Here is a 20911-nt window from a genome sequence, read left to right as displayed (position 1 = left end):
GAACGATACGGGAACGGATGGGGGATCAGCGCAGCACGCCGGGCAGGCCGGGTGCCTGGTTGAGGCTGTTGCGCGACTTGATGTCGAAACTGCGTTGCTTCTTTTCTTCCGGGGTGGCGCTGACGCTGCCTTCCAGTTCGTAGAACAGCGAGCGGCCACCGGCCAGTGCATCGGCCACGACGATGCGTGCCGAGGACGAGGGCTGCAGGCGCACCTTGATGACGTCGGCCGATTCCGGGCCGATCGACAGCGCTGGGCTGGCGCTGAGCGTGCCGGCGGCTTCATCGCCAACCTTCACCGCCAGCGACACGTTGTCGAAACGCATCGGCATCGAGCTGTAATTGCGCAGGCGCAGTTCCACTTCCCAGTTGCCGTCATTGCCGACGCTCAATTGCTGGATGCTGGCAGCCGGTTCTGAGACGCGCTTCACCGGGCCATTGCCGCAGGCGGTAAGTACAAGTGCGAGTACGGCCATCAAGGCGTACTGGGGGCGAAAACGCATGGGGCGTGGTCCTCGGGTCCTGAGCTTATCTCCCAAGAATACTACGGCGTATGGCGGCCTGCTGGGTACAGGTCTGCCAGATCAGCCAATATGACGGAGGGATGGCGGAACCGACGCGGTCATGCATCGAGTCATGCAGGGGGCAGAGGTTGCCGTCATTCGCGTCATTTTCTGGGGATTCATCAATGCGTTCATTCAAGTTGTTGCCGCTTGCAAGCGCTATCCGCGGCGGTCTGGCAGTTGTGGCGCTGTGCGCCTCCGTTCCGGCGCTGGCAGCGCCACCGCAGTTCGATCTTCAAGCAGGCAGCATCGAGGAGGTGTTGCCGGAGTTTGCCCGCCAGGCCGGCGTGCAGATCATTGCCCCGGCGCATTCAGGCGGCGCCCAGCGCATCGAAGTGGCCGAGCTGAAGGGGCAGATGGAGCCGCGCCAGGCGCTGGCCCGTCTGCTTACCGGCACCGGCCTGAGCGTGGCCTCGGACGACGGTCGCACCATCACCCTGCGCGCGGCCACGCCGATGTTGGCCTCGCTCAATGGATTGGGTGGCCTGGCCGCAGGGCAGGCGGCAGCACCGGCTGCGCCGCAGGAAGCCGCTGAACCCGCTCCAGCAGCGGCCAGCCCCAGCGTCAGCACGCTGGACCAGATCACCGTGGTCGGCAGCCAGATCAAGGGCGCCAAGACCGCCGCGATCCTGCCGGTGGCGACCTTGCAGGCCGAGCAGATCGAGGCAACCGGCGCCGTGTCCGGCGACGAACTGTACCGTTCCATCCCGCAGATGGGCGATGTCTCGTTCAGTGGCACCAACGGCGGCAACAGCTCCAACTACGCCCGTGGCGATATTGCCTCGGTCAACCTGCGCGGCCTTGGCGTCGGCAATACCCTGCTGCTGATCAACGGCCGCCGCACCGTGGTCCATCCCACCAGCCAGGCCGACGGCAACCTGGTGCCGGTGCTGACCTACAACGCCAATGCGGTGCCGGTGTCCAACCTGCGTCGCGTTGAAGTGCTGCTGGACGGCGCGGCCGCCATCTACGGCACCGACGCGGTGGCCGGTGTGGTCAACAACGTGCTGCGCGACGACATGGACGGCGGCACCATCAGCGTGCAGAAGGGCTTCGGTGAAGGCACCGACCTGCGCGATATCGGCGTCAATGGCATGTGGGGCAAGAACTCCGAAGACCTGCGCTCCAACATCACCATCGCCTTCAACTACTACAACACCACCGGCTTGAATTCGCTGGACCAGGACTGGACCAAAAACGGTAACCGCGCGGCCGACTTCCTCGGCACACCGTTTGAAGGATTGGCCGGCACCGATAACCGCAACACCAACAGCCCGTGGGGCAACTTCACCGTGGTTGGCCCGCGCGTGTCGAAGAACGGCACCTGGTTGACCACCACCGCCGGTGCTTTCCATGTGCAGCCCACCAGCAACAGCGGCTGCGCGGCGACCATTGCCGATGGCCTGTGTGTGCAGTCCGGCAGCAAGGCGACTTCCGGTGCCGACGCCAATCTGCGCGACAACCAGCAGGGCCAATATCCGCTGTCGATCAGCCCGGACGTGCGTCGTTTGAACCTGTTCGTCACCGGCAAGCATGATTTCGACAACGGGCTGTCGTTCTTCAGCGAGGCAGGCATCTACAACTCGCGCGCCTACAGCCTGCAGAACGGCGTCAACACCATCACCGCCTTGCCGATGACGGTGGCTGCCAACAATTACTGGAACCCGTTCGGTGCGATGTACCTGCCCGACGGTTCCCTCAATCCCAATCGCCTGCAGGGTTTGAACATCGGCGCAAACGGTGTGCCGGTGACCATCACCAGCTACCGCTTCGAGCGACCGACCCGCATCGAGGTCAACAACACCCAGGTGCGCGCCTTGGCCGGCCTGCGTGGCTTCCACTACGGCTTCGACTGGGAAAGCGCCGCGCTGTACTCGGCAGCCAGGGTCAAGGACACCCAGGATGCCGTGAGCATGTCGCTGTTCCAGCAGGCCCTGGCCAATCCCACCGCATCGGCCTACAACCCGTTCTGCGGCGGCTGCAATGATTGGGACAAGCTGGACCAGTTCTTCTACAAGGCACAGCGGCAGAGCAAGACCGAGCTGTTCCTGTGGGACTTCAAGGCCTCGCGCGCGGACCTGTTCAAGACCTGGGCCGGCGATGTCGGTATGGCCGCGGGCCTGGAAGTGCGCCACGAAACCCAGCGCGATGACCGTGATACACGCGTTGATGGATCGGTGACCTTCACCGATGCGATCACCGGCGTTGCCTATCCAAGCGACATGTACGGCGTCAGCCCGACCCCGGACACCTATGGCTCGCGCACTGTCGCCGGTCTGTTTGCCGAGTTCTCGGTGCCGCTGGTGTCGCCGGAAATGAACATCCCGCTGGTGCGCTCGCTGGACCTGCAGTTGGCTGGCCGCGCCGAGCGTTACAACGACTTCGGCAATGTCGCCAAGCCGAAGCTGGCGCTGGGTTGGCAGGTGTTTGATGGCCTGACCCTGCGTTCGTCCTGGGCCAAGGGCTTCCGCGCGCCCAACCTGGAGCAGATCAACGCCACGGTGGTCAGCCGCTCCAATACCCGCACCGACTACATCCAGTGCGAGGCGGACAAGCGCAGCGGTGCACAGCCGGCGTTCGCCAACTGCGGCGGCTACAGCTATTCCACCACCGCACGGCGCTCGGGCAACCCGGACCTGAAGCCGGAAACCTCGACCAATACCAGCGCCGGCCTGGTGTTCCAGCCGCGCTTCATCCCGGAGAACTACGGCCGCTTCACCTTCGCCGTCGATTACTACAAGTACGAGCAGGAGGGCATCATCGGCCTGTTCGGTGAAGGCAATGCGCTGATCCTGGACTACATGCTGCGCCAGCAGGGCGGTAGCAACTCGGCGGTGGTGCGTGCAGATGCGACCGCTGACGACATCGCCCGCTTCGCCGGCACCGGTCTGGCTGCTGCCGGCAAGGTGCTGTACGTCACCGACCAGTACGTCAACCTGGAGCCGCAGACCCTGCGTGGCGTTGACTACAACTTCAGCTGGAACTCGCCGGAAACCGCGATCGGCCGCTTCGATCTTTCGGTCACCGGTACCCACCTGATCGAGTTCTACCGGCAGCGTTCGCCGGCACTGCAGGCGCTGGAAGATGCCAAGTCCGCAGGGCTGGTGGATCCGTCGATCCGCATCACCGGTGGCGGTGACCTGATCGGCAATGGCGGCAACCCGGAATGGAAGTGGTCCGGCACGCTGACTTGGCGTTACCAGCAGCTGTCGGTGGGCGCGAGCGCGCGTTATGCCAGCTCTTACGTCGAGAACGGCCTGACCCTGGCCGATGGCACGCCGTGGACGGTGAAGTCGCAGACGCTGGCCAATGCCTTCGTCAAGTACGACTTCGCACGCGAGGGTTGGCTCAACAACGTGGCGGTCAAGGTCGGTGCCAACAACATTGCCAACAAGCGCCCGCCGATCTCCGACGATGTGTTCGGTTACCCGTCGGGTGTCTACCAGGCCAATCCGCGTTACTGGTATGTCAACGTGAGCAAGGCGTTCTGATGCAGAAAAACGTTCCATTCCGCCAGGTGGCGGGAGCCGGGCAGGTGCCGCGATGAACGCGGCGCTTGCGCGGGAGCGTGCCGGCTGGTTGGCCGAGCACATATTGCCTTGTGAGCCTGCCCTGCGCGACTGGCTGCGGCGGCGCCTGTCGCTGCGCCAGGACGTGGATGACGTGATCCAGGAGACCTACGCCATCCTCGCCGGGATGGCAGATGTTTCGCACATCCTGCAGCCCAAGGCCTATGTGTACTCGGTCGCCCACTCGGTGGTGCTGCAGCAGTTGCGGCGTGCACAGGTGGTGTCGATCGAGGCGGTCGCCGAGATCGACCGTGTCGCCATTGTTGGCGACGAAGTCAGCCCGGAACGGATGGCGTCGTCACGACAGGAACTGGCGCGCATCGGCGCCTTGATCGAAAGCCTGCCGGACAAGTGTCGGCAGGCCTTCGTGCTGCGGCGTGTGGAGGGCTACTCGCAGCGCGAGATCGCCGAACGCATGCAGATCAGCGAGAACACCGTGGAGAAACACATCTGCAAGGGAATCCGGGTATTGATGGATTCGATGAAGCGTGATGACGACGTATTGCAGAAGAGTAGTGAGCGGTTCGCCGCGGAAGGAGCAAGGCATGCGCGTCGGCGCTGATGCGAGTATTGATGATGTAGCCGCCAGTTGGGTGGCGCGCGAGGACCGCGCGCAACTCACGGTGGAGGAACGTGCGCAACGTGATGCCTGGCTGGAAGCCGATACGCGCCACTTTGGCGCTTATGCCCGCGCCCATGCAGTGCTTGCACGTACCGACCGCGCCCGCGCGCTGTCGGCCGGCGAAATGGACCGTGCATTCACCGCCCGCGCGCCACGACGGGCGCGGCGCGTACTGCGCTGGGCAATGGGCCTGGCTGCCGTGGTTGGCGTGCTCGCCATCGGTGTGCAACGCCAGGACGATGGGGCCGAGTACTTCGCCACCCGCAAGGGTGAGATCCTGCGCGTGCCGCTGCAGGACGGCTCGGCAATCACGCTGGATTCTGACTCGCAGGTGCGGGTGCAGTTCAGCGCGACCCGTCGTGATATCCACCTGCTGCAGGGCGAAGCCTTGTTCGACGTAGCCAAGAACCCGCAACGCCCGTTCGTGGTGCGCGCCGAGGAAACCGATGTCACCGCGGTAGGCACCAGTTTCGCGGTCAGTCTCACCGAGCGCCGCAGCGGTGGTGTGGAAGTGCTGGTGCGCGAAGGCATCGTCGATGTGACCGATACCCAGGGCGCGGTCGCCCCTGCGCGGTTGGTGGCCAACTACCGCGCGCTGGCCAACCGCAGCCACGGCATCCGCATCGAGGCCGTGCCCACGGATGATGTGGATCAACAGTTGGCCTGGCGCGAAGGCATGTTGTCCTTCAACGGCGACACCTTGTCGGTGGCGGCGGCGCAGTTCCTGCGCTACAGCGATACCCGCATCGTCATCGATGACCCGCTGGTTGGCAGTCGCCGCATCGTTGGCTTGTATTCGGCCAGTGACCCGCGCGGCTTCGCCAACAGCGTCGCCTTGAGCCTTGGCCTGGTGGTGCAGCAGCGCGGAGACGTGGTGCGGCTGAGCTCCCCTGATGCCGCCCCGCATACGGCGCGGTCCATGCAATGAATCCGGATAAAGACATGCATTACAACAGCAAGCGTGGTTTCGCCTTGGCGGTGCTCACCGCTGCATTACTGGGGGCAGGGCAGGCCAGCGTGGCCGCTACTGCTGGCGACAAGGCCGTGTTGATCCGCGACGCGATGGTCTTCGATGGCACCGGGCGCGCACCTTATGCGGCCAGCGTGCTGGTCGAGGACGGTCGCATTGCTGCTATCGGCGCTGAACTGACGGCCCCCAAGGGCGCACGCGAGGTCAATGCGCGTGGCCAGGCGTTGCTGCCGGGTCTGTTCGATCTGCACACGCACTGGACGCCGAACGCCACGCCGTCGGAACTGCCGCAGGTAGCGAACCTCTACATGGCGGCCGGCGTCACCACGGTCAGCGATTTCCACGAGCCGCCAGAAGCCTACGCGCCACGCCGTGCCTGGCTGGCCTCGATTGCCGCGCCCGACGTCAAGTTCGCCGCGCGCATGAGCACGCCGCTCGGCCATGGCGCGGATTGGGGTGACGAGAACACCACGCGCTGGGTGAACTCACCCGAGGCCGCACGTGCCGGTGTGCGTGCGGTAGCCGCCTACAAGCCCGACTTCATCAAGGCCTTCACCGATGGCTGGCGCTATTCCAATGCCGCCGACAACAGCAGCATGGACGAGGAAACTCTCACCGCGCTGGTCGACGAGGCGCACAAGAACGGCCTCAAGGTGTTCACTCATACTGTAATGGTCAAGCGCGGCAAGGCCGCCGCACGTGCGGGCGTGGACGTGATCGCGCACAGCGTGCAGGACGGTACGGTTGACGACGAGTTGATCGCGTTGATGCGTGAGCACGGTACCGCCTATGCACCCTCGCTGGCGGTGTATCTGCCCGAGCGCGTCGATGGCAGTGGACGCAACAACGGCAAGCCCGACGTGCTGGCCCAGCGCGAGCAGAACTTCGCCAATGCCTTGCATAACGTCAAGACGCTGCACGATGCCGGTATCCCGGTCGTGGTGGGCACCGATGCAGGCATGACCGGCACACCGCATGGCACCTCGACCCTGCGTGAGCTTGAACTACTGGTGCAGGCCGGGCTGACCCCGAGCGAGGCGCTGCTGGCTGGTACCTCGGCCAGCGCCAAGGCGCTGGGCGTGAATGACCGCGGCAGCATCGAGGTTGGCAAGCGTGCGGATCTGTTGCTGGTAAGCGGTCGCCCGTGGGAGCGCATTGGCGACGTTCGCAATACGCAGCAGGTATACGTGGCTGGCCGCCAGGTGCAAGGCAAGGGCGCAGTGTTGCCGGCCGGCAACAAGGCCTTGGCCTTGCCAGCGCAGCCAGTGCAGGCCTTGGTTGATGACTTCGAGCGCAACGATGGCCGTACCGCGCTGGACACGCTGCGCGTCGACGAGGCCGACGGTGGCAATGACCGTACCGCGCAGGTGACCGAGATCGTGGCACGCGAAACTGGCGGCAACGCACTGGCGACCCAGGCCAAGCTGTCCAGCAAGGACACTGCCTTCGCTGCGACGATCCTGCCGCTGAGCCGTGGTTCCGTGGCGCCGGTGGATGCGCGTGCCTATCGCGGCATCCGCTTGGAGCTGCGCGGCAGCGCACCGGAATTGCAGCTGGAAGTGCGGGCGTTGGGCAATCGCCGCTTCATAGCGCCGCTGCAGGCGGGAGCACAATGGCAGACCGTGGAGATTCCGTTCACCGTACTGCAGGGCCAACCCCCGTATCGCGCCAAGGCGCCCGTGGCGGTGTGGAAGGGCGATGACCTGCAGCAGCTGGTTGTCTCCGGCAGCGGCGAACCCGGCAGCAAGCTGTGGTTCGAGATCGACAACGTCAGTTTCTATTGATGCGTGGGGCTGGCTGGATGAAGACCCGTTATCTGCGTGCAGCGTTGCTGGCAGCGTTGCTTCCTCTTGCAGGAACCACACTTGCCGCGGACGTGATCAGTACGCTGGACAGCTACGCGCAGCGGCAGGCTGAGGTTGGGCAGCAGTTGTGGCAGCAGCCTGAGCTCGGCTATCTGGAACATACATCCTCGGCCTTGCTGCAGAAGGAACTACAGCAGGCGGGCTTCCATATTCAGGCCAATGTCGCCGGCATGCCGACGGCCTTCGTCGCAAGCTTCCGCAACGGCAGCAAGGGCCCGGTGATCGGGCTGCTGGCAGAGATGGATGCGCTGCCTGGCATGGCCCAGGCAGCGGAGCCGGTGCGCAGCGTCATCGCCGGCCAGGATGCCGGCCAGGCTTGCGGGCACAATCTGTTTGGTGCGGCATCGGTGGGCGCAGCCCGCGCCTTGGCGCAGTGGATGCAGCAGACCGGTACGCCCGGCGAAGTGCGGCTGTACGGAACGCCGGCGGAGGAGGGCGGCTCCGGCAAGGTGTATATGGCCAAGGCGGGGCTGTTCGATGATGTGGATGTGGTGCTGCATTGGCATCCGTCCGCCGAGAATTCCGCTGCACAAGGCACGACACTGGCCAACATCAGCGGCAAGTTCCGTTTCCACGGGCGCGCCGCCCATGCCGCCATCGCCCCAGAGCGCGGCCGCTCCGCGCTGGACGGCGTGGAAGCCTTCAATTACATGGCCAACCTGATGCGCGAGCACGTGCCCGATGGCACCCGCATCCATTACGTGATCAGCAACGGCGGCGCGGCACCCAACGTGGTGCCGGATGCCGCTGAGGCCTACTACTACGTTCGTCACACCGACCCGGCAGTCGTACGCGATGTGATCGAGCGCCTGCAGAAGGCAGCCGAAGGCGCAGCAATGGGCACAGGTACCACGGTCGAATTCGAGCCGACCGGTGGCGTGTACTCGCTGTTGCCCAATGACACGCTTGGGCAGGTGATGCAGACAGCGCTGCAGCAGGTTGGCGGAGTGCAGTACGACCCGGCCGAGCGGGCATTCGCGAAGAAGCTGCAGGAGAGCCTGGAAAAGCGCCCGGACCTGCAGGTGGCAACACAGCTGCAGCCCTACCGTGCGGATCAGGCGGGCAGCGCATCCACCGACGTTGGCGACGTCAGCTGGAACGTCCCCACGGTTGGCGTCAGCACCGCAACCTGGGTGCCCGGAACCCCGGCGCACAGCTGGCAGGCAGTTGCCGCATCGGGCATGTCGATCGGTAACAAAGGTGCGTTGAACGCAGCCAAGGTAATGGCCCTGGCCGGCGTGCAGCTGCTGCAGTCGCCGGAGCTGGTGGCCAAGGCCAAGCAGGAGTTCGACGAGCGCCGCGGCGCAGGTTTCCGCTACGTGCCACTGCTGCAGCGGGAAGCACCGCCGCTGGACTATCGGCGCAAGACCAAGGACTGAAGCACGCTGTCGCGCGATTGCAATCTCGGTTCTACGCGGGCTTCACCGCTGCGTGGGCACTGTTGCGTCCGGAGTGATGTTGCTGGGTAGCCCATCGCGCCCTCGGGCGGCGACCCGATCCCCTCCATCGGGTCGCTGCTCGTGTTTGAGTCAGTAAGGCCTGGACTGTTCTCTTGAGATTGGGATTTGAGTTTTCGGGGGATGCATGTGCAGCCTGCCCGGAAGCCTTAAATGGTGCTTGGATCAAGTTCGCGTGTGGGCGACAACGAAATCAATGAAATATTAGCTGTGCCAGTTATGCGATCGAAGGAGGTTTTTGAATTCAGGTGATTTTTTCATCAATTCCAGCGGACTTTCGTCGTAATCATTAGATGTATTGACGTCGGCTCCGTGTTTAATAAGTAGCTCTGCGAGTTCGACTCTTTTGAATATTGCTGCGCTGTGAAGTGGAGTGTTTCCGATATCTCCGCGTACGTCAACATTGGTAGTGTGGTGTAGCAGGTCATTTAGTAGGTCAATATTTCCTTCATATACGGCGACATGCAGGGGGGTGTCTCCATCCATTCCGGGGCTCTCAGGGTGAGTCAATTTGTAATCCTCAAACATTGCAAGCTGAGCGAAGTGCTTCAGTAGCTGGGCCAGCTTTTCGTGTTTAGTCGCACTCATCGGGGCATTCGCTTCTGTAAGTATTTTCCAGTCTTCTAATTAAATCATTCGCTGCGGTTATGTCGCTTGCGTGTCTCCCTTGAGGAAACTTTGGAGTCATCCAGCGCATGTCCCACGCGTGTCGCATTAAATTTAGTCGCTTGTGAAATTCTATTTGATTCTTGAGTTGCTTGCATCTATCGGGGTCTCGCGGGTAGCCTGATCTCTGATAGTTTTTATAGACTTTATACTCAGCACCGCGCTGTTCAGCTGGGCTCATTAAGGTGCTAAGCATCCCGCTAAACAGTAAGCGATTTGGGGAGCTCGAATCAATCCAGTTCGATGGGGCCGAGAATTGGGAGACGGCATCCATTGCTATGTCGAACTCGTCATGCCTGCTATTTAAAGGCCGGTCGTAGGTTTGCGGATCATTGGGGTTGTAGATCCCTGGGTTTGATGGATAAGTTCGATATAAAGTCCTTAGCTGAAGTCCTAATGCATCCACAGCACCGGCCGGATTGCCTGCAACGTATCCATAAGTGCTAATTCCACCAGCTAATCCAATCGGGTCACTCTGCACATAACGCCCTGAGCCCGGGTCGTAGTCGCGGAAGTAGTTGTAGTTCAAGCCACTGGCCGCATCGTAGCGCTGCCCAGGGAAACGCATATCGAACACGAATGCTTGACCGTCACTGTCCGGGTCTTGATTCGGCACGCTATCGCCAAATGCTTCGCCCTTGATGTCCCATGTCCATACCGGCACATTGCGCAACGGATTGAGCACCAGTCGTGGCGTGCCTAGGTGATCCGGCTCGATGTAGTGCAATACGCCTTCAGCTAGCAGCCCGACTGGCATGTCATCCATCCAGACCACTTGTTGCGTCGCATTGCCCAATGAGTCGTAGTCGCCTAGCCAGTGCCCAGCTTCGTCATAGGTGGTGTAAATGGAGCTTGTTGTGCCCAGTCCGCGTTGCACGCGTTCACCGCGGGCGTTGTAGGCGTAGTTCTGAACAGTCGCGCTACCCAGTTTTACCTGTGACAGCCGGTTTGCCTGGTTGTAAGCGTATGACCTAGCACCACTGTTGGTGCCAATCGTGTTGCCGGCGACGTCGTAGCTGCGCGACACACCGCCCACCGACGTTAAACGATGACTGATAGCGTCGTAGCCATACGGAGTGGTTGCCCCCGCATTGGCAATGCTTAGCCGGTTCCCAGTAGCGTCATAGGTGTAATGCTCGATCGCTACATTGGCTGCACTGTCCCGAAACTCGGTCAGGCGACCCAGGTTGTCGTAGTTCAAGGCAGCCGCATAGTTGCCAGACTCCAATGCAGTGATATTGCTGACCGAGTCGTAGCCAAGCCCGATCTTGAGGTCGTTACCGCTATCAACCACGGCGGTGGGCCGGTAGTCCGTATCGAAGCTGCGCACCAGCGCCCGGCCGTTGCCGTATTGCCAGCCGGTGCTAGGGCCAAATGGAAGATAGCTGGCCCCAGTCAGCAATACCTGGCGTCCGCTGCTGCCGCTGGTGACGCCCACTTCGGTGATGCGACCTTGACCATCTCGAATGTAGTCAGCCACTGCACCGTCGGGATAGATCACCGAAGCCAGATTGCCGCCGATGGTATAGGTGTAGCGCACGACGAAGGTCTTTCCGTTGGTGATCTGTGCCTTGCGGACCACATCGCCGAAGCGGTTGTAGCAATAGTCCGTGCGTCCACTGGCATCCGCCATTGAACTGAGCCGTCCGATCGAAAAACTTTCCCCAGCCGCACACGCGGCCGGGACGGTGTCGTACGTGTAGGAGACATCGTCACCTTGGCTGGGATAGCTCTTCGATGTCATTCGATTGAGTGCGTCGTAGGCGTACGTCGTGGTGACGCCTCGTGCATCGGTGCTGGTCTTGACGTTGCCAGCTTCGTCGTACGTGCGCTGCGTAGTGCCTGTATCTGGACTGGTGGTGGTCTTCAGTTGACCAAATCCATCGTAGGTGTAGCTGGTCTTGAGTCCCTTGGGGTCGGTGACTTCCGTCAGGTTGTCCAGCGCGTCGTAATTGAACTGCGTGCTGGCTGCAATACCACTAACGTCTTGCAGGGACTGCGTCAGACGGTTGAAGGCATCAAACGAGGCTCCACTAGTGACTTGTGCAGCATCAACAACACTAGTCGCGTTTCCATTCGAATCGTAAGCATAGATGGAGCCATTGCCGTCTGCCCCCTTTTCTGTGGTCATGCGTCCCAATGCATCATAAACACGCGACAAGCTACGCTTAAGAGCATCACCTGCTCCGAAAATTTCTTCCTTGATCCGATTCCCTGCCCCATCCATAGTGTAGTGGATGCGATTGCCATCGCCATCCAAGACATCGGTTAGGCGATGCGCGGCATCATAGACAAATCCTGTATAGCCCCCATCCGGTAAAGTCATGCTGGAGATCAAGCCGGTAGGCCAATATTCAAATTGCATCACCCGGGCGGCACTACCATCAGCACCACGCACCGTATTACTAGCCAGCCATCCACGCGGCGTGTAAGCGTAGTCGGTGATAACACCGTTTGGATCCTTAACCGACAGTGCGCGGCCCGCGGCATCATAGTCCAGTATCTCGGTGATCTGACCGAGGGCGTTGGTGGTCGCCCACAAGTCGCCCTTACGATAGGTGCAGCTGGTCGGCGCTGAAGCGCAGGCCGGATCATCGCTCAAATGGTAGTCATAGCTCGATGCGTCATTGACATCGGTACGCGGACCATCGATGGAGGTTGTTAGGCCAACACCGCCGCACACATCAGCAGCTTCACAGTAAGCGGCCGTCATCCTGCGTACTGCATTAGTCGCAGGGTCGATCACCGAATGTGCCAGCACTTGGCCGCGAGCGTTGTAGGCCAAGGTCTCCCTGGCAACTACAATATTATTTGCATCGAGGACTCGGCGTTCGATTGGCACATTATATGCGGCATGCCAATCAGTCTGCGTGGTGCGCTTCTTTCCGGTTGCGTCGCTGGCAGCCTCGGTTCGTTGCGATAATTGCCAATTCGTATTATACGCATACAACGTCTGAACGCCGACAGGATCTACAGTTGTCAATAAGCGTCGATAACTGTCATATGTGCTGACCGTCGCCCCGGAAGAATCGGTGATAGAGAGCGGCTTGCGATAAGAGTCGTTCTGGTAGACATACTTTCGAGTTTGACCATTCGCAGTATCAACTTCCGCACGATCCATCGCAGTGTAGCGAATATACGTTGCATCCACCGCGCCAAAGGAGCCATGTAAGACGCTAGATTTAACGCGCCCGTACATGTCGTAACCGAAGCTCGCATGGCGCGCTCCATCTTCGGAAACGATTCCCGTCATCAGCCCTTTATCTCCATTCGGAGCCAGTCCAGGCTCTGAATAAAGATAGCGCTTGACTTGACCATGTCCATAATCAACCGAAACAAGATTGTCGTGCTCGTAACCGTAGGCTATCACCCGGCCATCTGGCAATATAATGCTCGAAACCTGATTTTCTGAATTGTACCGAAACTGAAGAATCCTGCCTTCTCGATCAATAGCCTGAACAAGATTCGGGTTCGAACCAGGGGGCTTGCTGAAAACGAATCGCACATCACGATGCGGATTGCTCGGATCCACTATCGAAAGCAATTGCCCGCTTAAACTAAAAATCCGAATCTCACCATTTGAATCAACCACGCGCATCTGACGACCATCTGAAGTATTTAGCTCCTCGCCCACGCTACCTAGGGCAGGAACAACGAACTTACTACCGCCAATGAACTTCGAGGGATAATAGAACCCTTGCTCCGAAAAGAAGGCGCCGGAATACGGTAGCGCCCGTTGTGTAAAGCTATGCGTCCAGCCCAATCCCAGCATCGACTCTCGATTGGCGGATTCTCGAAGTGAGTGGTAGTAACGGACAAACGGGCGGCCTGCGAAAGTAAAATCAGTTTCCGCCCGGGATTTATCGCCAGTTGCGGGGTGACATGGATTTCGATTTGCCGGGCAAGATTGGACTAGCTGATGCTTCTTTTTGTAGATCGCCCGAACTACGCCGCTGCGGCAAACGTTTGGATAGGGCGCAACATCATAGGTCCTGTCAATAGGGCTCAGGCCTGTTGCACAAGAGAATGGCTGCTCTTTAAAGAGTGGAAATGACCAACGGCTGACTTGCCCTGATGGGTAAATCCCTTCATAGGTAATTTTCTTGTCTTTTGTGAGGGAGAAGCGACTTCCATAGAGAAGAAGATATGGACCTTGATATTCACCAGTCACCTGGAAATTCTGGTACTTGCACCGTCCTCCGTCACACGAAAGGCTGTTTATACTGGCGATTATGTTAGATATAAGCTCTTCTTCCGAATAGCATAGCTCCTCGCCATATTCATTGTAATATGGCTTTGGAAGCTCGGAAGCTGGGCATTTGCTGTGATTCCACGAATAATCCATCCCGCCATACCAAGGTTGTCCATATGACACGGGTGGTTGATCTGGAACGGAGTAATAAATCCAATCCAAGTCTTGATATTTAACCTTCAAGAACTTTCCTACATCAGGAACTGATGCTCGCATTGAGCTTTCAGCTTCAATGAGTGTATTGAAGCACCCGCCATTATTAACGCACCAGAGCGCCTCGCCAGGAACATCGGCCGAGGAGGTATTCTGGGAATAAGCAACCTGAAAGCAACCCAAGGCAAGAGCTAAAAGCAATAAAGTCGTTCGCAACACATTGGTGTGTTTCATTTTCCCCTCCCGCTTGCCCGCCATGCACTGCACACCGAGTGAGGTACAGCACACCAAGTTACTTACTTGGAGCCAGTCCGCCCCACGCACGTGAGCCGACCGGTTGGATTGCTGATAGCCCGGCTTTTACTGATCTGCGCATACTGCGACCAGAGCTGGGGCGGAACAATCGGTGCAAGGCGCTTTGATGCGTCAGATAAGTCCTACGCTATCCGTTGTAGCTGCAGGGCTGAGTCCCTGGGGAGGGCCTGAACAACTCCGTCGCAGGCTGTGAAACTGCGGCCACCGGTTTAAGAGCCCGATCCGCACATGCAACTGACCTTTGGTAACGCGGAACAACAAGGCGGACGCAAGCGCAGACGGCGCGAGATCCTCCTGTCAGAGATGGGGCAGGTTGTGCCCTGGAAACCGCTGTTGGCGTTGATCGAGTCGTACTACCCGAAGTCGAGTGGCCCGGGTCGGGAGCCGTATCGACTTGAGACCATGCTGCGCATCCACTTGTTGCTGCAGTGGTACACGCAGAGCGATCCCGCGATGGAAGAAGCGCTGTGCCATACGCGGATGATACGCCAGCTCACGCGGCTGTGCGGGGACGTGGGAGTTGCTGTGTTCGATCCGGGGCAAGCCCGATTGCAGATACTTAGCGATGGCGTGTGTGACTTGGGTGCGGGCAAGATCCAATGGGATCGCAGTCGTAGGCCCGATGGTGCGTCGCTTCCCGTGCGCCCACGACACGATCCAAGCTTTATGGCCCGACGGCTGCACCCGCAAGATCAGTCCTTGCACTTGGGCATCGCGGACTTCATTGGGACGCTCTTGGGGTTGATAGGTCTCGACCTGGCGTTTGGTCAGCTGGACCCGCATTTAACCGGCTTCCGTAAGTTGGCTTACCGCCAAGATAGGACGCCGGTGTAGGCCGAGGCCGGATACGGATCATCCGCGTTTGGTGACCTGGGGTGGCGATGCTGCGGGGTGATCGGCTGCCGGTGCTTTCGGTTGTCCAAGCGTGCGGACCCGTCGATTAGCAAACGGTGTCTTTGCTTTGCTCCTCCGGCTCCGTAGGTGGACTGATCCTGCTCTTCGCTCGGGGGACTACTCTCCTCGCGTAGGCGAACGGCTGCGAGTCCTGCAAGGGACGTTTTGCGCAGCGCAGACAACAGCGCTATGCTCGGTTCACCGTGTGGGGCGGTAGCTCAGCTGGGAGAGCGTCGCGTTCGCAATGCGAAGGTCGGGAGTTCGATCCTCCTCCGCTCCACCAAATCTTCAAGCAAAGAAGCCGCATCGGATGATGCGGCTTCTTTGCGTTTTTGCGCTGGAAGTGGGCGTTCTGGCGAAATTTTCGCCATGTGGCGAGATGGCTGCAGCGGCGGAAGTCTCGCTACACAAGGCATTTCGAGGAATTTTCGGTGGATGTGAAAATTTTTGTGAAATTGGCTTGCCGAAACCGAAATAGCTCCGTAATATACGCCTCCTCGACGGCAGCAACGCCGACGAAAACAAGACAAAGTGGCCGAGTAGCTCAGTTGGTAGAGCAGGGGATTGAAAATCCCCGTGTCGGCGGTTCGATTCCGTCCTCGGCCACCAAAATTTCAAGGGTTCGCAGAAATGCGAGCCCTTTTTTGTTGTTTGTTTTGCACCGGATTTGCACCGATTGCGGTTGTGTTGGTGCTTTGGGTTTGCGGTTTGTGGGAGCGGCGTGAGCCGCGAAGCTGGGGTTGCCGAGTTTGCAGTGCGAGCTTGCGATCTGATGGATCGTTTGCTTCGCGGCTTACGCCGCTCCTACAAGAGCGGTTCTGCTGGTTCTTTGGTGGTTTTTGCCGAGCATGGCTCGGCACTACAGCTGATGCGGCCCCGACCTGGTCGGGGCTTCGGTGCTCAGTTGCTTGGCAGCAACGGGCGCAGTACGGGTTCCAGCTGTTCGCGGCGCCAGCCGGCAAGGGCGGTTGGCCAGTTTCCGCTTTCCAGCAAAGCTTCCAGGTGCTTGCGTGAGGCCAGCAGGCCTTCGGGCAGTTCCAGTTCCGCTGTGCGCTTGCTGACGGCGTCCTGCAGGCGCTTGAGCGCGCTCTTGTTGCTGTCGGTAGCTGGCAGGGCCATCGGAGCTTCGGCTTCGTCGGCAAGCGGGGTGTTCAGTGCTTCCCATACCTGCTGTGCCAGTTTGCGCGGAGCCTTGGGGAAGCGGCCGAACAGCTTTAGCATGCTGTCGTAGTCGGCGGGCGGCGTGCGTGCGAGCACGTTGGCAAGTTCATTGTCCAGGATCCAGCTGCGCGGCTTGTCACTGCTGCGTGCCTGCTGGTCACGCCAGCGCAGCAGCCGCAGCAGGCGCAGCTGGGCGTCGCGTTCCAGCACCTGCGAGGAGCGCATCGACAGGTGCGGCCAATGCTCGCCTTCGTCGCCCTCGACGCTGGCCAGCAGGCGCTCGCCATCGTCCTGCAGCCATTGCATGCGGCCTGCGGCCTGCAGCTTGGCGCTGATGGTGTCGTGCAGGGCGAACAGATACTCGACGTCGTCGGCGGCGTATTCCAGCTGCGCGTCGCTGAGCGGGCGCTTGAGCCAGTCCGAGCGGGTCTCGCCCTTGGGCAGGGTGACGCCGGTTACCTCGGCGACCAGCTTCTGGTAGCCCATGCCGCCGCCGATGCCGGCCAGTGCGGCACCGATCTGGGTATCGAACAGTGGGCGTGGCAGCGCGTCGCAGGCACACTTGAAGGCGACCAGGTCTTCGCTGGCGCTGTGCATGACCTTGGTGATCGAGGTGTCGGTCAGCCAGGGTTTCAGTGCCTCGCACATGCCGGGTATCAGCGGGTCGATCAGCAGGATTTCATCGCCAACGGCCATCTGTACCAGGGCCAGCTGCGGCCAGTAGGTGCGTTCGCGGATGAATTCGGTGTCCAGCCCGATCCGGCTCGGGCGCTGGCGGTAGCGTTCTTCCAACTCCGCCGGGTGTTTGATCCAGTAAGCCACGTGGGGTTCCGTCAACTGCAGGGTTTGCTCAGGCAGGCGAGAATAGCCTAACGTCGGGCCGCTCCCGGGAAAGTGTGCAAGGTAATGGAGGCGTTTTTGGGTAAAACCGGCCAATTGTTGGGTCTGACGGCGCTGTTGCTGGCGTTGGCGGGGTGTAGCGGCAGCGCGCCGCAGCCGCCGTTGGCTGCGCCAAATGCCGAGCCAGCGAAGAAGCCAAGCCTGGCCGAGCGGCTGGAGACGAGGGCTGAGGCACGCGCCGAAGCCGAGGCGGCTGCGGCTGCCAAGGCCGAGGCGGCAACGCCGGACCCTACGGTGGAGGTGGAGAGCACTGCTTTGCCGGTCTGGAACGCGCCGGAAGTCAGCCTGCAGCCCGAGCAGCTGGCCGATGCGCGCAAGGCGGCCGACAAGGCGCTGGCCGAAGACCGGCTCTACCGCGATGCCGAGGACGCCATTCCGCTGTATCTGGCAATCCTGGCCCGGCAGCCCGGGGACCGCGCCGCGCAGCGGGGCCTGGACAAGGCCCGGCAACGCCTGCGTGCGCAGGCCACGGCGCTGATGGCGCAACCTGAGAACCAGCGGCTGGCGCTGGCGCAGGCTGCCGAGATCGCCGGTGTGGCGGTGGCGCTGGCACCGGAAGGCAAGGCCGAGCAGGCCCTGCAGCAACGCATCGCAGTGGCGCGGCGGCTGTTGGCGCTGAACCGTGCCGGTGAGCAGGCCCTGCGCCAGCATCAGTTCGGTGAGGATGGCGGCGGCGCGCAGGCGGCGTTCCGCGAAGTGCTGGCCACTGATCCGCTCAATAGCCGTGCAAGGCAGGGTTTGGCTGCGGTGGAAAGCGGGCTGATCCGCCGCGCGGAACACGCTGCGGCAATCGATACGGATTTCGAGGCAGCCGCGCGCTGGCTGGACAAGGCCACCACCATCCGCGGCGAAGCGGTGACCTTGAAGGACGCCCGCGCGCGCATCGAGGGCATCCGCACCGCCCAGCTCGATGCGCTGCGCGAAGGCGGGCTGCGTGATCTGGTCTCGTCCAAGGGCTTGAAGGATGCGCGGCTGAAGCTGGCCCAGGCCGAGCGCATCGCGCTGCCCGGTGACCGCACCGTGGCCCTGCTGCGCGAACGTATCGAACTGGTCACCCACTACGGCAGTTTCCGTCCAGGCCAAGTGTTCAGTGATGCCTTGGCCGATGGCAGTCGTGGCCCGCAGATGGTGGTGGTGCCGTATGGCAGCTTCCAGATGGGGGCGGGCGAGGGCGAGATCGGCAGCAGCGATGCCGAGCGTCCGCAGCATCTGGTGAACTTCGAGCGTGGCTTTGCGATGTCGATCACCGAGGTCACCGTGGCCGATTTCCGTCGCTTCGTGGAGGCGGCCAAAGCACGCCCGCGTGCGACCCGGCGCGGTCATTCCATCGTCTATGACGAGCGCAGCGGCAATTTCATTCGCCGCAGCGGGGTGGATTGGCAATCCGACTACAACGGCGTCAAGGCTGCTCCCAACAGCCCGGTGATGCACGTCAGCGTGCGCGATGCCGAGGCGTATGCGGCCTGGCTGTCCGATCAGACCGGGCGCTATTACCGGTTGCCCAGTGAATCAGAGTTCGAATATGCATTGCGTGCAGGCAGCCAGGGGCGCTTCCCGTGGGGGCGTTCGATGACGCCACCGGAGAACAGCGGCAATTTCACCGGCAGCCTGGATATATCGCCCAGTGGTCGGCACTGGAACAATGCCTTCGTCGGCTATGGCGATGGCTTCTGGGGCACCGCGCCGGTGGCCATGTTCCGCGCCAATGCCTGGGGCCTGCACGACATCAGCGGCAACGTCAGCGAGTGGGTGGCCGATTGCTGGCATGCCAGCTACCGGCGCGCGCCGGCCGATGGCGCAGCCTGGTACAACCCCGGCTGCCGGCAGCGGGTGATCCGTGGCGGCAACTGGGCCAACGCGCCGGAGCAGACCCGCGCGGCCTGGCGGCAGTCACAGGACTCGGACGTCACCTCGGCACGCATCGGTTTCCGCCTGGTACGTGGAATTTGAGATTGCCGTAGCGTTGTCCAACGTGCGAAGCGTGTTGTAGCCGGTTTTGTTGCATCGTCCGGCTACACAGTGCATTTCGATGTTCCCGCGTCCACAGGCGCAGCACGGCTCTCATCAGTCGACGATGGTGCTGGCCCGGTCGCTTGGGGCAGTAGTGCGGGTGGATCTGCGCGAATAGCCGCTTTGGCGGCGCCGCTGGCTGCCTCCCGGCTGGGAAGGTCCCGCGGCATGCGCGCCTGTGTCGACTTGTACCACTCAAGCGAACATGGTCATTGCCGATACCAATATCGGGGGAACGGAGGCGTTTTCCGTACCCCAGCTCTACCGCAAGGTGCCTGCCTTTCGGCGCCAGCACGGCTGTGAGTCGGGGGAGGGAGGGCTCTTACGTTTGCATGTTGAAATCGCGCGGCTGCGGTAAGGCGCGGTCATCGCGAGCGCCGTTGGAGAGCTTGGCGTGAAGATCCGCAGGACATCTGCGTTGCTCGCGACTCAGCGGGTGATTTGCCGTTGAAGGGGGATCGCCGCGACAGAAGTTCCTTTCTTGGATGCTTTGGTTTTGAGGTGCTGTCGGTGGCTTTGCCTGGGCGTGAAGGCTCGTCCACGCCGGGCGGGTTGCGCCGGTAGCTTCCAGCAACGGCAGTGCTGGCCGTCGGGCGCGCGCCTAAAGTGAAACAAACACAGGGGATGGAGATGGCAACAGGTATGGAAGGTGCTGGCAAAGGCTGGCTGGTTCGTTGGCTTTGCGGCTTGAAAGAGCGCACCACGGCCACTCGAACCGCAGCATTTTTGCTTCTGGCCCTGATGGCACAGGTGGCCAATGCGGCGCCTTGCTCCTTTGTATGGAACATCACCAATGACGGTCGAACAGGTAGCTACGCACACTTGTTCACCGCTGGTGAGCGCGTTGCGTGTCTTTCAGGCGACAGTCCCTACACCGCCCCGTTTCAAGAAATTGGAGACCAGCCCGCAGAAGGTGGCGGTATCAAGGGTATCGACTGGCAGACCTTAACCGACACCATTTACTACAGGCCTCCAAGCCCGGGGTATACCGGCACGAACAACGTGATTTGGTATGACGTGAACAATCAGCCGATCACGGTGACCATCAACGTCACTGGCGCTCCCCCGGCAGTCACAGCCATTTCTCCGACCTCCGGTTCAACTGCTGGCGGTACCAGTGTGACGATCACTGGTGCCGATTTCACCGGCGCGACTGCGGTCAGATTCGGCGCCACCAACGCTTCGTATACCGTCAACAGCGCGACATCGATCACCGCAACTTCGCCAGGTGGTTCAGCCGGGGTGGTTGACATCACGGTGACGACTCCAAGTGGCACCAGTGCCGTCAGCAGCGCAGACCGGTTCACTTATTTTGTCCCTGCGCCAACCGTATCTTCGGTTTCACCAACCTCGGGTGTCGTGGGCGGCGGGACCAGCGTGGCGATTACCGGTGCCAACTTCACAGGCGCGACTGCGGTCAGATTCGGCGCCACCAACGCTTCGTATACCGTCAACAGCGCGACATCGATCAGCGCGACATCGCCTGCCGGCGCGGCAGGAACGGTAGATATCACG

The 20911-nt window shown here is 61.2% G+C and carries 11 protein-coding genes, 2 tRNA genes and 2 pseudogenes; 10 read left to right on the top strand and 5 right to left on the bottom strand.

The window, feature by feature from the left end:
• Positions 1 to 25: 25 nt before the first annotated feature.
• Entirely contained in the window at positions 26 to 502 is a 477-nt protein-coding gene (locus ACVOLV_RS09155) for an LEA/WHy family protein (protein ID WP_481509939.1), read from the bottom strand.
• A 185-nt stretch (positions 503 to 687) separates the two neighbouring features.
• Between ACVOLV_RS09155 and ACVOLV_RS09150 the strand changes: the two genes are divergently transcribed.
• Genes ACVOLV_RS09150 through ACVOLV_RS09130 form a run of 5 tightly spaced genes read left to right on the top strand, consistent with a single transcriptional unit; the run spans position 688 to position 8967 of the window.
• Positions 688 to 4053, top strand: a complete 3366-nt coding sequence (locus ACVOLV_RS09150; protein ID WP_481554111.1) for a TonB-dependent receptor — start codon at positions 688 to 690, stop codon at positions 4051 to 4053.
• Between the two features lie 52 nt (positions 4054 to 4105).
• Entirely contained in the window at positions 4106 to 4693 is a 588-nt protein-coding gene (locus ACVOLV_RS09145) for an RNA polymerase sigma factor (protein WP_481530005.1), read from the top strand.
• Complete coding sequence (locus ACVOLV_RS09140; RefSeq protein WP_481554110.1) at positions 4677 to 5681, top strand: FecR family protein; 1005 nt, start codon at positions 4677 to 4679, stop codon at positions 5679 to 5681. The genes ACVOLV_RS09145 and ACVOLV_RS09140 overlap by 17 nt, the downstream gene beginning before the upstream one ends.
• A 14-nt stretch (positions 5682 to 5695) precedes the next feature.
• On the top strand, positions 5696 to 7507 hold the full coding sequence (locus ACVOLV_RS09135) for an amidohydrolase family protein (protein ID WP_481554109.1): 1812 nt from the start codon (positions 5696 to 5698) through the stop codon (positions 7505 to 7507).
• A gap of 17 nt (positions 7508 to 7524) precedes the next feature.
• The gene (locus tag ACVOLV_RS09130) at positions 7525 to 8967 is read left to right on the top strand and encodes an amidohydrolase (protein ID WP_481554108.1); all 1443 of its coding nucleotides are present in this window, start codon (positions 7525 to 7527) and stop codon (positions 8965 to 8967) included.
• 282 nt (positions 8968 to 9249) lie between these two features.
• On the opposite strand, the gene ACVOLV_RS09125 is transcribed toward ACVOLV_RS09130, so the two are convergent.
• Positions 9250 to 9633, bottom strand: a complete 384-nt coding sequence (locus ACVOLV_RS09125) for an ankyrin repeat domain-containing protein (protein WP_481554107.1) — start codon at positions 9631 to 9633, stop codon at positions 9250 to 9252.
• A complete protein-coding gene (locus ACVOLV_RS09120) occupies positions 9620 to 14350 on the bottom strand; it encodes an RHS repeat-associated core domain-containing protein (RefSeq protein WP_481554106.1) in 4731 nt (1576 codons plus the stop codon). Before ACVOLV_RS09120 ends, ACVOLV_RS09125 begins: the two co-directional genes overlap by 14 nt.
• 309 nt (positions 14351 to 14659) lie before the next feature.
• Between ACVOLV_RS09120 and ACVOLV_RS09115 the strand changes: the two are divergent.
• Positions 14660 to 14941 (top strand): annotated as a pseudogene (locus ACVOLV_RS09115) (transposase); the annotation flags it as partial.
• Between the two features lie 105 nt (positions 14942 to 15046).
• Here the strand turns inward: ACVOLV_RS09115 and ACVOLV_RS09110 are convergent.
• Positions 15047 to 15214 (bottom strand): annotated as a pseudogene (locus tag ACVOLV_RS09110) (Arm DNA-binding domain-containing protein); the annotation flags it as partial.
• A 318-nt stretch (positions 15215 to 15532) separates the two neighbouring features.
• Between ACVOLV_RS09110 and ACVOLV_RS09105 the strand changes: the two are divergent.
• Positions 15533 to 15608, top strand: a tRNA-Ala gene (locus ACVOLV_RS09105).
• A gap of 250 nt (positions 15609 to 15858) precedes the next feature.
• Positions 15859 to 15934, top strand: a tRNA-Phe gene (locus ACVOLV_RS09100).
• A gap of 291 nt (positions 15935 to 16225) precedes the next feature.
• Here ACVOLV_RS09100 and rnd read toward each other — a convergent pair.
• Positions 16226 to 17308 (bottom strand): ribonuclease D, encoded by a 1083-nt coding sequence (gene rnd / locus ACVOLV_RS09095; RefSeq protein WP_481554105.1) that lies wholly within the window; start codon positions 17306 to 17308, stop codon positions 16226 to 16228.
• An 84-nt stretch (positions 17309 to 17392) separates the two neighbouring features.
• Here rnd and ACVOLV_RS09090 point away from each other — a divergent pair, with 84 nt between their 5' ends.
• Entirely contained in the window at positions 17393 to 19336 is a 1944-nt protein-coding gene (locus ACVOLV_RS09090) for an SUMF1/EgtB/PvdO family nonheme iron enzyme (RefSeq protein WP_481554104.1), read from the top strand.
• Positions 19337 to 20026: 690 nt separating this feature from the next.
• Positions 20027 to 20911, top strand: an 885-nt coding sequence (locus tag ACVOLV_RS09085) for an IPT/TIG domain-containing protein (protein ID WP_481554103.1), incomplete at its 3' end; no start/stop codon positions are given.

The sequence above is a fragment of the Stenotrophomonas sp. STEN023 genome (assembly GCF_056760135.1).
This window is presented reverse-complemented; position numbering and strand designations above follow the sequence as displayed.

Excerpts from the sequence above, each read along its gene's own strand:
- ACVOLV_RS09155 (WP_481509939.1), bottom strand. The coding sequence starts at position 502 with ATGCGTTTTCGCCCCCAGTACGCCTTGATGGCCGTACTCGCACTTGTA.
- ACVOLV_RS09150 (WP_481554111.1), top strand. The coding sequence starts at position 688 with ATGCGTTCATTCAAGTTGTTGCCGCTTGCAAGCGCTATCCGCGGCGGT.
- ACVOLV_RS09145 (WP_481530005.1), top strand. The coding sequence starts at position 4,106 with ATGAACGCGGCGCTTGCGCGGGAGCGTGCCGGCTGGTTGGCCGAGCAC.
- ACVOLV_RS09140 (WP_481554110.1), top strand. The coding sequence starts at position 4,677 with ATGCGCGTCGGCGCTGATGCGAGTATTGATGATGTAGCCGCCAGTTGG.
- ACVOLV_RS09135 (WP_481554109.1), top strand. The coding sequence starts at position 5,696 with ATGCATTACAACAGCAAGCGTGGTTTCGCCTTGGCGGTGCTCACCGCT.
- ACVOLV_RS09130 (WP_481554108.1), top strand. The coding sequence starts at position 7,525 with ATGAAGACCCGTTATCTGCGTGCAGCGTTGCTGGCAGCGTTGCTTCCT.
- ACVOLV_RS09125 (WP_481554107.1), bottom strand. The coding sequence starts at position 9,633 with ATGAGTGCGACTAAACACGAAAAGCTGGCCCAGCTACTGAAGCACTTC.
- ACVOLV_RS09120 (WP_481554106.1), bottom strand. The coding sequence starts at position 14,350 with ATGAAACACACCAATGTGTTGCGAACGACTTTATTGCTTTTAGCTCTT.
- ACVOLV_RS09090 (WP_481554104.1), top strand. The coding sequence starts at position 17,393 with ATGGAGGCGTTTTTGGGTAAAACCGGCCAATTGTTGGGTCTGACGGCG.